Below are 12985 nucleotides of genomic sequence, written 5' to 3'. Positions count from 1 at the left end.
AGCCGTGCAGCGGGTTGACGTCGCAGCCAGCACTTTTGCAGGCGTTAACATTTGTTTTTAGGGGCGACAACCATCTTAATCGTCCGACCCACTATAAACATCTAAACTTAAAACAATTCCACGTTGACCAAGTGCCAGCATGATTTCAGGTGACAAGCTAAAACCATCATTCCAGTTGCCCATAAACAAGCCGCAGAACATGTCAACTTTGTAGCTTTGGTAAAGCTTTTTCCATATCGCTAAGTCACTTGTTAGCTGGGATAAAATTGCTTCAATCTGCGCGTTTAGGTCTTCTGGCTCTCTCTTTTTAGCCTGAAAATGCCAGCTACCCGTTTTGGCAATCCGCACTTTTCCGCTGATTTTGCTGACATCTTCATCACCTTTCTTTTTACTTTTAGTTGCTGTACCACCAAGTAAATTTGATACGTCTTCAGGTATCAAATCATCCCCGAAGATCCGAAGAGTGGCTTGTGAATATTCAAATGCACCCATAAAAGGCCCTAATGCTGAGCTAAAAATCGCCAATGCAGCGTAGCGTTGGCGTCCATAGAAAAATAAAAACGCACACACTTAACTACCTGTATTAACTAGAAGTTATCAGCTTTATACCGCTTTTCATATACAAGAATCCATCAGAAAGACACGCATGCGCGTTTTCCAGACCTATTATCCTAAAACGGTAACCTCTAAGTGTTTAATTTTAAATATTTTTAGATTTAGATGTTTGAGATAACACGCACGTGCATTGACAGAAAGCACTCACTCACAAACAAGCAATTTAGATACGATTGTATCTCTTCCAGTTTCTACGACTCTTGATGAAGAGTTAAGCACAAGGGGGATGTAGCGTTATTTCTACAAATCTAAAACTCAATCCTTTGGTATGAATATGCTCCACATATTGTCCAATTTCGTTTTTTAGTTTGCTTTGATCATATTGATGAACTCGCAACAAAAATAACTCAAGCAATTGTTTTTTTTTAATTTTATATCAAGCCAACAATGTTACGCGTTTCATACTAAATGGACTTATAGGAGCTTGTTACATCTTTATTGCCAATTTGAATGGGGTTTCTGATATAACCCATAAGTGAATTACCGTACAAATAAGACCAAGTGATATTTCAATATCCCTACAAAACAAAAATAAAGCAGGAAGCGCTATGCATAACATTCATCGTCGTAATTTTCTTAAGGCCGCAGGTGCCGCTACTGCAGGACTCGTTACTGCCAATATTGCTCTCAATGCCTACGCCAGTAGCGTCGCCCCTAAACCGCAAGTGGGTAAGTCCGTTATCGGACTCATAGCACCTAAGATGGACGTGGTCCGAGTCGGCTTTATCGGTGTTGGCGAGCGAGGATTTAGCCATGTCGAGCAATTCTGCCATTTACAAGGCGTTGAACTCAAAGCCATTTGTGATACCCATCAAGCGGTAGTCGACAGAGCCGTGGATCATATCGTTAAACAGAATCGGCCCAAACCCACTGTCTATACAGGTAATGACCTGAGCTATCGCGATCTACTGAGCCGTGATGATATCGATATTGTGATTATTTCAACCCCATGGGAATGGCACGCGCCAATGGCGATAGAAACCATGGAGAGCGGCAAGCATGCATTTGTCGAAGTGCCAATGGCGCTCACGGTTGAGGAGTGCTGGCAAGTTGTCGATACTGCTGAGCGCACTCAGAAAAACTGCATGATGATGGAGAATGTCAACTACGGCCGCGAAGAGCTGATGGTGCTCAACATGGTGCGTCAAGGCGTGTTTGGTGAGCTACTCCATGGCGAAGCCGCCTACATCCATGAGCTACGTTGGCAGATGAAAGAGATCGATCATAAGACAGGCTCATGGCGCACTTACTGGCATACCAAACGTAACGGCAACTTGTACCCGACCCACGGTTTAGGGCCAGTTTCCCAGTATATGAACATCAACCGCGGTGACAGGTTCGATTATCTAACCTCGATGAGTTCGCCCGCCCTTGGCCGTGCGCTCTATGCTAAACGTGAATTTCCCGCCGATCATGAACGTAATCAGCTCAAGTATATCAATGGAGATATCAATACCAGTCTGATTAAGACCGTTAAGGGCCGAACCATCATGGTACAGCATGACACGACGACCCCAAGACCTTACAGTCGCCACAATTTGATCCAAGGGACAAATGGCGTGTTTGCTGGCTTCCCGAATCGGATCGCCGTCGAAAATGGTGGCTTTGGTCAAAGTTACCACGAGTGGGATATGGACATGCAAAAGTGGTACGACAAATACGATCACCCACTGTGGCAACGCATAGGCAAAGAGGCTGAAATTAACGGCGGCCACGGCGGCATGGACTTTGTGATGCTATGGCGCATGATTTATTGCCTACGCAATGGCGAGGCTTTAGATCAGGATGTGTACGATGGCGCGTCTTGGTCGGTGGTGAATATTTTAAGTGAACATTCACTCAATGATCGCAGTAACTCTGTCACCTTCCCTGATTTTACCCGCGGCGCGTGGCAAACCGCGAAACCATTAGGGATTGTTGGCGCTTAAACTGCGGCTTTCGCCAAACACATCATTTTAATGAGTTCACCATAAGGATAAGTGCTTCGGCCTTATCCTTTTTCTTACTGTTAAATTAAGTCCTGAGATGACCCGCGCCATCAGCCATAAGCACTTAGCGGTAAGAAACTCGCGACAATAAATTCACCATAAGAAACTCACTACAAGCGTTAGTAGTAGCCGATTTCTCTGATTTTCAAAGAAAAATCGCCACTCTGCTGGGCACCTATCACTAGCCCTAGACTACAGACTTGGTTTAAATCTATTGCCACTCTGGAAATGGGTTTACCCCGACATTGGGGCTTGAAATCACTGAATGGAATTTCTATCCGCTGCCAATTCAATACTCTGGCACTACTCACACCAAAGGTTTGGTGAGTTGGCGTGGGCATAGGCGCTTGATACACCGTACTTTGTGGTGTGTCGACATCCTTTAAATTCACTTTATAGTCTTTAGTTCGGTCGCCATCGAGTTCGAGGTAAATCCCAGTAAACTCACTGACATCTATAGGGCTAAACTCACAACGCACAGAGGCAAACCCGCCGCCATTTGCCAGCGACACATGACCACTAAACTCACCATAACCTAAAGGTGAAACCGTCATTTTACTGCGGGACAAACCGCCCATCACAGTGTCATTTATCCCATACCAGGGTTTTGCGGCATCTAGCACGCTAAAATCAAAAAAGATCATAATGACTCCCATAAAAAAAGCAGCCACCTAAGTGACTGCTTCCATAATACTTTTCGATACGAATAACAGCACTCGTTAACTCAGTTTAGCTTTATTCTCAGCGGCTTCACAAGCGGCAGCGGTAAAGATAACGTCGGTTGAACTATTTAATGCGGTTTCGGCTGCATCTTGAACCACACCAATAATAAAGCCAACAGCGACCACTTGCATGGCAACATCGTTAGAAATACCAAACAAGCTACAAGCCAGTGGGATCAATAATAATGAACCACCCGCCACACCCGATGCGCCGCAAGCTGAAACAGCAGCAACAACACTCAGTAGTAATGCGGTCAGTAAATCGACTTGAATGCCTAAGGTATGCGCCGCAGCTAAGGTCAATACGGTAATAGTGATCGCCGCGCCGCCCATGTTGATGGTGGCACCTAAGGGAATAGAAACGGAATAAGTGTCTTCATGCAGCTTTAACTTTTCACACAGCGCCATATTCACCGGAATGTTTGCCGCGCTCGAGCGAGTAAAAAACGCCGTCACACCACTTTCACGCAAGCATTGAAATACCAGCGGATACGGATTACGTTTAATCTTCACGTACACAATCAATGGATTAACGACTAAAGCAATAATAGCCATCGCACCTAATAGCACGGCCAATAACTGGGCATAGCCTGCAATCGCCGCAAAACCGGTTTCGGCAAATGTCGCCGCAACGAGACCAAAAATACCGATAGGCGCTAAACGGATAATAAAGCGCACCATTTGTGAAATACCGTGGCTCATATCGGCAAACACTTGTTTAGTCGAATCGGTAGCGTGATGTAGGGCTAAACCTAAGCCCACACCCCAAGCGAGAATACCAATATAGTTGCCCGTCATAAGCGCATTCACTGGATTATCAACCAGTTTGAATAACAAGGTATGGATGACTTCACCTATGCCCTGTGGTGGGCTGGTGCCTTCCACGCCGGCAACTAAGACTAAATTAGTCGGGAAAATTGAACTCAGGAGCACTGCGGTTAATGCGGCCGCAAAAGTGCCGAATAAGTACAGCACCACAATGGGACGCATATTGGTTTGGGTATTCTTCTTTTGGTTGGCAATCGATGACGCCACTAAGATAAATACTAAGATGGGAGCAATCGCTTTCAATGCCCCAACGAATAAACTGCCTAAGAAGGCGATATCTTTCGCGCTACTCGGTGAAAAACTGGCTAAGACCACACCAGCGATGATCCCCAAAAAGATTTGTATTACGAGACTGCCATTAGCCAACTTAGCTAACAATGATGATTCTTGTTTCATGGTTTAACCTATCGTTATTATATTTCGGTTGAGATCCCCAACGCGCACCTTCGGAAATGAGGCCAATAAGGTTTTTATAGGATGTGACTGGACTTGTCTAGTTTTGCGGGGAAATAAGCTAACTAAATTACCCTAGCCCCGCAAAAAGCATACAAAAAACTAACAAGCGCCAGATTAGCGCTTGTCTAAGGCAAGATCGGCGCCCCGTAACATGGCGTCGATTAACTCGTGGGCATCGAACTTAGTCAGTGCTTCATTTGCCCCTACTTGATGGGCCTGACTCACGCTAATTTCGCTGGATAAAGAAGTGTGCAAAATAATGTAGGCCTTGGCAGTCAGTGGATTATCACGCACTTCAAAAGCCAGTTCGTAACCATCCAGTCCCGGCATCTCAATATCACTCACCAGAATATCTATCGGGTGATGTTCCAGTGCCGCTTGCTCCATCATGACTAGCGCTTCTTTACCGTCGGCGGTGACTCGATAAGGAATGTTAATCATATCAAGGGCGTCGGATAACTGCTTACGCGCCACCTTAGAATCATCCACCAATAAGATATTCATAGGTTTAAGTTTTTCACGTTGTACATCAGTCAAAATAGCCCGATTCGTCTGTGGATCATCGGGGAAGATTTTCGACAATAACAGTTCAACGTCAAGTAACTGTACCAGTTGGTCCTCAAAACGTGTCACGCCCGTCAAATAGGCATTTTTCCCTAAACTAGACGAAGGAGCTTCAATATCACGCCAGTTACATTCAATAATCTTATCGATACCACGTACTAAGAAACCAATGATCATCCGCTGACAGTCAGTGATGATGATGTAGCACTTTTCCCGCTCTTCAGGGGCAATCGGCCGATAACCAATCGCTGCAGCCATATCTATAATAGGAATCGTATGGCCGCGGATAGTTGAAGCCCCCAGAATCGTCGGATGAGATTGAGGAATTTTACTGAGACGTGTGTACGGCACCAGCTCACGCACTTTCAACGTGCCTAAGGCAAACACTTGAGTCTGTGATAACCGAAACAGTAGTAATCCCTGTGACTGACTTGCCTTACTTTTCATAATTAGATAGATAACTCACTAAAACCAACCTGCGGATAGCTTAACCTTAACACAGTAAAAATTTGATGACTAAGGTCAAACGAATGAAACTATTATGCCTATTAATGAATAGGTTCGACTCTAAGTCGCCTGAAAAGGCTTAGTCTTGTAATGCGTACAAAACGTCAAAGGCGAATTGATCCCAGCCATCGGCTGTAAAGGCGATATCGCGAATACTGCGAACTTGGCTGACAGCGTGTAATGGCGCAGCACCATTGACCATTAAGTAATAGGCCATGATAAGACTGGTGCGATCCTTACCAGAACGGCAATGGATCACCACAGGTAAGCCATCGGCTTCACACTGTTGGATAAAAGCTAATGCCTTGGGCAATTGAGCGACACAAATCGCCACATCCCCATCTTGGGGCGGCACATTGCGCGAAAAGGGAATACATTCGTAACGTAAATCGAGCTTTTTAAAGGTGCTAGGCTCACAGCCTTCGCCCCCATTGACCGACAAAATAGCACCAATACCGGCCTCTTTAAGCACCTGCAAATCCCAAGGATCTTTATTGGGACCACTGCGCCCTGCGACTTTACCTTCAACTAACCAGAATAAGTGTTGCATAAACCTTACCTACGACAAGTGAGATGACAAGGAACGCCAGAGATAAGCTAAGAATAGCTTGTTTCCAACAACTTAAGATTTTTTGCCCCAAAATTCAGCATTGGCAGCCGGCAACTGTTTACGCTTTTTTTTACCCATACCTTCGGGCTTGGCGACAGGTTTAGCTTGTTCTAACAGTTCGACTGGCATTTCATCATCGGCTTCAAAACCGACAATTTGCTCACGCACTAACTTAAGCTTGTTCTTTTTCTCTATCACGCCAAAGTGGTGATAATCCTCATGGGAAATCAAGGTCACAGCTAAGCCTGCTTCACCGGCGCGGCCACTACGGCCAATACGATGCATATAATCCGCAGGGCTTCTTGGTAAATCAAAGTTGATCACCACAGGCAGTTTATCGATATCGATACCACGGGCGGCAATGTCAGTGGCGATTAACACACTGATCTCACCATTTTTAAACCCATCGAGCACTCGCGTACGTGCGCCTTGGGCTTTATCACCATGGAAGACTTCGGCACTGATCCCACGTTTAGATAACTTTTGCGCTAAGTGATTACAGGTATTTTTAGCACTCACAAAAATCAACGCCTGTGACCACTGATGTTCTTTAATCAGATGCGCCAATAATGCGGTTTTCATCGGACGATTAACGGTAATCACCCGCTGATGAATCGTGCTTTCTTGTTCACTTTGCAATTGGTATTCAAGCGGATCATTCAGCAGTTTTGCCGTTAATTCGCGGACTTCTTCAGGGAATGTCGCTGAGAATAATAAGGTTTGTTTCTTGGCGGGCAAAGCGTCGAGCACTTTGGCTAATTCTTCTGTAAAACCAAGGCTTAACATGCGGTCAGCTTCATCGAGGACTAAGGCGCTAACGCGGTTAAGTTTGATGGCATTACTCGACAACAGATCTAACAAACGGCCCGGCGTTGCCACTAATACGTCGGCACCAGCGCGTAGGCTCTGCATTTGCGCATTGACTGACACACCGCCAAACGCAGCGACAATTTTCAGTTTGCCATTCAAATGCGAGGCATAGGACAGAAAGCTGTCAGCGACTTGCTGGGCTAACTCACGGGTTGGCACTAAGACCAAACAACGAACATAAGCACCTGTCTTATCGTCTGTTTTTGCTTCAACAAGTTGCTGCAACAGCGGCACGGCAAAAGCTGCCGTTTTACCCGAGCCCGTATTGGCGCCAGCTAACACATCCCGCCCAGCGAGCACAGCGGGGATCGTAGCCGCCTGTACTGGTGTGGGCGAAACATACGCTAATTCGGTTAGTCGATTTAGCAAAGGTGCAATAATGCCGAGTTGGGCAAAGCTTGCCGCAGAGGAAGAAGCCTGAGTCATAGAAAGTTTAACTGCTCACCAATATCTTAATAGGCGGCTATTCTAGCTTAAATATCGAGGCAGTGCTTGTCAGTTTCCAGCGTTAACAACTGCTGTTTCATCGCAAGCCCGTAGGCGTAACCCGTTAACTTGCCATTTTTGCCTATCACTCTATGGCAAGGCACGATAATCGCGATGGGATTGGCACCATTGGCCGCGCCCACGGCGCGCACCGCCTTAGGCCGACCGATTTGCTCGGCAATCTGCCCATAACTGCAGCTCTGGCCGTAATCTAGATTGAGCAAAGCTTGCCATACGTCGCGCTGAAATTCAGTGCCCTTGGGCGCGAGCTTTAAATCAAATTCAACCCGCTCACCCGCAAAGTAATCCGCGAGCTGCGCCTGAGTTTCGCGAATATGCGCCTTAGCTTGATTGAGGGCATCCTCACTCGCCTTGGCAAGCACAACCTCAGTGCGATCCGAGCCGACAACGGTTAAATGGCTCAGCCCATAGGCATTGGCATTTAACTGTAATATTCCGGCAGGACTGATAAACGTATCTACAGCGCAGGGTTGATATTCTGCAATGCTTGGCGCTTGGCTCAATTGACGAATCGCATGTTTCATAATCTGTCTCTTTATTTGACCTTAATTTGATCTTAATTTGGTTCTTAATTGAGTAGTTAAATTGACTCTTAACATGACGGCTAACTCATCATTCTAAACTGGCCATTCAATGTGAGGCGGCTTAATGGTTATTGATGCCAGAGCTGAAAGGTTAAGTAACTGCCCCACGGGGCAATTTGTTGACTCAGCTGCTCGCACAATTTGGGATAGCTCACTGCCGCGGCTGCCGTTTCATCTAACTTATTGTTCTTGATATATAAGGCCAATCAATGCTTTTTAACAATCAAATCCGAATGTAAAAACACGTTTGGATCGCCCAAGCCACGAAGCTTGGCATACGCTATCGTCCAAGGACCTATGCCTTTAACGCTAAGCCAATCATCGACACTTGCATCAGGATGTTCGCAGATAAACGCCGCGAGCGCATTGAGGGCTAATTTACGGGCGCCCGGCATTTTAAGCTCAGTTAAACTCGCCTCACGAATCGCCTCGGGTGTTGGGAATAATCGATATTCGCGGCCATTGAGACTAAAACGCTCGCCATAGGCTTCAACCAATATATTCAGTAGCTTAGTCGCCTGCACGACCGTCACTTGCTGGCCTAAGATGGCGCGGCAAACCGCTTCAAATAAAGATCCAGCGCCAGGGATGCGCAATCCCGAAAACGGTGTTAAGCCTAAACTCGGTAGCGTACTTAAACCTTGTTCAATCTGCTGCATATCCGCATCGAGATCTAAAATGCGCCGCACCTCAGTGACCAGCAATTGCAACTCATCGACGGCGGAATCTTCGGTCAAAGCAATCGCAAGTTTGAAGCGATTTAGCTTAGGTTCATGGATAATTTGCACTGTGCCGCGCATCTTGCCTATGGCAAAACAGCGACCATATTCGAGCCCGTTATCGTCAGCCTTGGCTTCTGCTGAAACATAGGTTTCATCTGCAATCTGAACTGCATCGCTCGCTTGTGGATGACTCATTTGCGGCGTAAACCATTCCATCCCTGTCACCGCACGTAAGCGATAAAATGCCAGCTGCGATGCCCAATCCAATGGGGGTCGATAGTATTGATATAAGGTTAATCCATAGTGCGGCACAAATTCACCCAAAGTATCAATTTCACCGAATCCTGTTGATGAATCAATAACCTGCTCCTTTGCCGCCTTGGTTAAAGCGGTCTTTCTTAATTGAGTTGGTGTCAATTGTAAGGTTTGCTTAAATGCCTCATTGAAACGGCGAATACTATTGAAACCCGCCGCCAGCGCGACTTGGGTGATAGGTAATTGGGTTTGATGTAGCAGTTGTTTTGCAAACAGTAACTGCCTGTATAAGGCATATTGTTTAGGCGAAGTGCCAAAGCCTTCGGTAAAAAGTTTATTGAGATAACGACTGCTTATCCCTAATCTGTCAGCCAATTGTGTCACAGTCGACGCTGGCTCTCCCGATGATTTCCCCGCTAAGGCACCCGCTTCAATTAAACTAATGGCCCTCGCCAATGTCGTGCCTGTGCCCTTCCACGGATTTGAACCTGGCGCACTGTCGGGCCGACAACGCAAACACGGGCGTAATCCCGCCAGTGCGGCTTTCACGGCCGAATCAAAATAACGCACATTCTGCTCTTTTGGCGCGACGGCGGGACACACGGTACGGCAATAAATGCCCGTCGTTAATACGCCCACAAAAAACTTACCATCAAAACGCGGATCGCGGCTGATCCTAGCCTCACGGCAAATAGACTCAGAAAGTAGCCCCGCACTGGATTCCAGTGAATGCACTGAGTCTATTTCATCACGCTTAATCGCACTCTCAGACGCTCTATCTGTACTCATTTTTCACTACGCCCGACAATATTCGCTCACAATTAATTTCTTGTTCATTACTTTACGTAAAACTAGCATATAGCACTAGCGGAAAACGGAACTCAATCATTTCAATGCTTTTAGGGCATGAAATCCTATATGCTATACGCGACTATTTTTTATCTCACCATAGAGCTAATTCATGTTTAAACGATTTGAATCTTGGGTGGAAGCCCTCCCCGATGATGAACCGACTAAGCCCCCCACAGGGGTTTATGCTTTTTGCCGCCACTACACTAAAGGCTACGAACTGCCGCTGATCTTAATGTCAGTGCTGACCGCTATGCTGGCAATGCTTGAAGTGTCCCTGTTCGGATTTATGGGCCAATTAGTGGATTGGCTTGTGAAAAAAAATCCTGAAACCTTATTTCAAGACGAAGGCACGACATTGATGCTGATGGGAGGCATGGTGCTGATTGTGATGCCAATCTTGGTATTGCTGCATGCGCTTATCATGCATCAAACCTTGCTCGGCAATTATCCTATGTCGATCCGTTGGCTCGCCCACCGTTATTTGCTAAAGCAAAGTGTGTCATTTTATCAAGATGATTTTGCTGGCCGAATCGCCACCAAAGTCATGCAAACCTCCCTAGCCGTGCGTGAAACTGTGATGAAATTACTCGATGTATTGGTATACATTCTCGTGTATTTCACTTCTATGTTAGTGATGATCGCCAGCGCAGATCTGCGCTTAGTCATACCTATGCTCATCTGGCTTGCACTGTATGTTGGGCTGCAATGGTACTTTGTACCTAGGCTGAAAAGTGTCTCTACCGAACAAGCCGATGCGCGCTCGACCATGACAGGCCGTATTGTCGACAGTTATACCAACATCACCACAGTGAAACTATTTGCCCACACGCAAAAAGAAGCCGAATACGCCAAATCCAGCATGCGGATATTCTTAGACACGGTTTATCGCCAGATGCGCTTAGTAACGAGCATCAGTGTCAGCGTGCAAATTATCAACTATGTACTCGCATTCAGCATTGCCGCTGTATCGATAGCTCTGTGGACTGATAATGCAATCACGGTAGGCGCCATCGCCATTGCGGTCAGTTTAGCACTACGCTTAAACGGCATGTCACAGTGGATCATGTGGGAAATCAGTTCGTTATTTGAAAATATCGGCACTGTCACCGATGGGATGAACACCTTATCGAAAACAACGATCATCCAAGATGAGCCAAACGCCAAGCCGTTGGTCGTCAATCAGGGTAAGATTGATTTCAACCAAGTGTGTTTCCATTACGGTGAGCAAACAGGGGTGATTGAAGATCTGAATCTGAATATTAAGGCAGGTGAAAAAGTTGGCTTAGTGGGACGTTCTGGTGCGGGTAAGTCGACCTTAGTGAATCTATTAATGCGCTTCTACGATGTCGAGAAAGGTCAGATTAATATTGACGATCAAGACATTAAAACGGTTATGCAGGATTCGCTACGCTCGCAAATCGGTATGGTAACCCAAGATACATCACTGTTGCACCGTACTATCCGCGAGAACATTCTTTACGGCAATCCAACGGCCAGCGAAGAACAGCTCGACAGTGCGATTAAACAAGCTCAAGCCTATGACTTTATTAAGGATCTAAGTGACCCTCACGGTAATCATGGTTTAGATGCCCAAGTGGGTGAACGTGGCGTAAAACTTTCTGGGGGCCAAAGACAGCGTATCGCCATCGCGCGGGTTTTATTAAAAAATGCGCCGATTTTGCTACTTGATGAAGCCACTTCAGCGCTTGATTCCGAAGTCGAAGCCGCCATTCAAGAAAGTTTATATGAGTTAATGCAAGGTAAAACAGTCATTGCAATCGCCCATCGACTTTCGACCATCGCCGCGATGGACAGGCTAATCGTGTTAGATCAAGGCCGAGTTGTCGAACAAGGCACGCACCAAGAACTGATTGACGCTGGCGGTATTTATGCCCAGCTTTGGGCGCACCAAACTGGTGGGTTCTTAGGTGTAGATTAAATTAAAAGTTAAATGACAAAGGCGACACTCTGTAATGAGAGTCGCCTTTTTTATCTCAAACTCAAATAAGTGTCCGCCATATTTAACTCTCTTCCTGCAAATCTTCACTCTTATAATTGCCCTTATATTCATCGCAGCAATACGCTATGCATCAATCACAATAGATGCAGTAAGCACAAATCACTTCAAACTTCACTCGTTGAGCTGTTGAAAACATGAGATCAATCGCGTTTAAAGGTTCCAAGTATCACCATTAAGAGTGGCAGCATTCAAAGTGCTACTACATTGAACAATCCGAAAGGTGAGTTTTAGCCATGGGCTAGCGCAAGGTTAAGCAGGAAAACACTTCAATAATGCTTACCACACGATTGAACAGAATGACTTCGCCACACTAAGCATGCCTCTCGAAGCATTATTTATCTTAATGTGGATAGTTTGATTGGTGGGTAAATTCGGCTTCGGCAAATAACTCGAGGCGTATGACTCGCAAATGAACAGGGGGTCTCTATTAAATACTAAAATTCAGATACAAAAAAACCACCTTGAGGTGGTTTATTGTCTTTAACCAAAGTTTCGATAAACCTTGATTAAAATTGGTATCCCCTAGGGGATTCGAACCCCTGTTACCGCCGTGAAAGGGCGGTGTCCTAGGCCTCTAGACGAAGGGGACCCGGACATATTAATTTGAACTTAATGTTCCCGTTTAACATCTACGGTGTCCTAGACACTCTCTTCTAAAAAACGAAGGGGACCAGGACATATTAATTTGAACTCACGTTCCTGCTTAACATCTGCAGTAAATTGGTGGAGCTACACGGGATCGAACCGTGGACCTCTTGCATGCCATGCAAGCGCTCTCCCAGCTGAGCTATAGCCCCAAATCTTTGTCGATACAACTTACGTTATCAGTCGCACACTAACAGAAATTTAGATTTTGTTCATACCGAACAACTCGCTAGTTGTTCG

General features: G+C 45.9%; 9 protein-coding genes, 2 tRNA genes and 1 pseudogene. 2 read left to right on the top strand and 10 right to left on the bottom strand.

The window, feature by feature from the left end; translation table 11 throughout:
- Window positions 1-75 precede the first annotated feature (75 nt).
- Window positions 76-570, bottom strand: coding sequence for a DUF4279 domain-containing protein (locus NE536_RS12275; RefSeq protein WP_261272852.1), 495 nt, complete (start codon window positions 568-570; stop codon window positions 76-78).
- 593 nt (window positions 571-1163) lie between these two features.
- On the opposite strand from NE536_RS12275, the gene NE536_RS12270 reads away from it, so the two are divergent.
- Window positions 1164-2543: a Gfo/Idh/MocA family oxidoreductase gene (locus NE536_RS12270; protein WP_261272851.1), complete on the top strand. Its 1380-nt coding sequence runs from the start codon at window positions 1164-1166 to the stop codon at window positions 2541-2543.
- Between the two features lie 179 nt (window positions 2544-2722).
- On the opposite strand, the gene NE536_RS12265 is transcribed toward NE536_RS12270, so the two are convergent.
- From NE536_RS12265 to NE536_RS12235, 7 genes and pseudogenes are all read right to left on the bottom strand, one after another.
- Window positions 2723-3247: a CIA30 family protein gene (locus tag NE536_RS12265; RefSeq protein ID WP_261272850.1), complete on the bottom strand. Its 525-nt coding sequence runs from the start codon at window positions 3245-3247 to the stop codon at window positions 2723-2725.
- Window positions 3248-3322: 75 nt separating this feature from the next.
- On the bottom strand, window positions 3323-4549 hold the full coding sequence (gene sstT / locus NE536_RS12260; RefSeq protein WP_006082286.1) for a serine/threonine transporter SstT: 1227 nt from the start codon (window positions 4547-4549) through the stop codon (window positions 3323-3325).
- A 174-nt stretch (window positions 4550-4723) separates the two neighbouring features.
- The gene (locus NE536_RS12255) at window positions 4724-5620 is read right to left on the bottom strand and encodes a chemotaxis protein CheV (protein WP_106650974.1); all 897 of its coding nucleotides are present in this window, start codon (window positions 5618-5620) and stop codon (window positions 4724-4726) included.
- A 139-nt stretch (window positions 5621-5759) separates the two neighbouring features.
- The gene (locus NE536_RS12250; RefSeq protein ID WP_261272849.1) at window positions 5760-6230 is read right to left on the bottom strand and encodes a phosphatase domain-containing protein; all 471 of its coding nucleotides are present in this window, start codon (window positions 6228-6230) and stop codon (window positions 5760-5762) included.
- A 72-nt stretch (window positions 6231-6302) separates the two neighbouring features.
- Window positions 6303-7586, bottom strand: a complete 1284-nt coding sequence (locus tag NE536_RS12245; RefSeq protein ID WP_261272848.1) for a DEAD/DEAH box helicase — start codon at window positions 7584-7586, stop codon at window positions 6303-6305.
- A 47-nt stretch (window positions 7587-7633) separates the two neighbouring features.
- Entirely contained in the window at window positions 7634-8191 is a 558-nt protein-coding gene (locus NE536_RS12240) for a methylated-DNA--[protein]-cysteine S-methyltransferase (RefSeq protein ID WP_261272847.1), read from the bottom strand.
- A gap of 128 nt (window positions 8192-8319) precedes the next feature.
- Window positions 8320-10017: pseudogene (locus tag NE536_RS12235) on the bottom strand (Ada metal-binding domain-containing protein).
- 172 nt (window positions 10018-10189) lie between these two features.
- On the opposite strand from NE536_RS12235, the gene NE536_RS12230 reads away from it, so the two are divergent.
- Window positions 10190-12019 carry an ABC transporter ATP-binding protein gene (locus NE536_RS12230; protein WP_261272846.1) on the top strand — a complete coding sequence of 610 codons (1830 nt, stop codon included), beginning with the start codon at window positions 10190-10192 and terminating at the stop codon, window positions 12017-12019.
- A gap of 594 nt (window positions 12020-12613) precedes the next feature.
- Here NE536_RS12230 and NE536_RS12225 read toward each other — a convergent pair.
- Window positions 12614-12689 (bottom strand) — tRNA-Glu (locus NE536_RS12225).
- A 132-nt stretch (window positions 12690-12821) separates the two neighbouring features.
- Window positions 12822-12897 (bottom strand) — tRNA-Ala (locus tag NE536_RS12220).
- Window positions 12898-12985 lie beyond the last annotated feature (88 nt).

The sequence above is a fragment of the Shewanella septentrionalis genome (assembly GCF_025370265.1).
GTDB lineage: Bacteria > Pseudomonadota > Gammaproteobacteria > Enterobacterales > Shewanellaceae > Shewanella > Shewanella hafniensis.
Note: the sequence above shows the minus strand (reverse complement) of the source record. Positions and strands in the feature narration are given on the sequence as shown.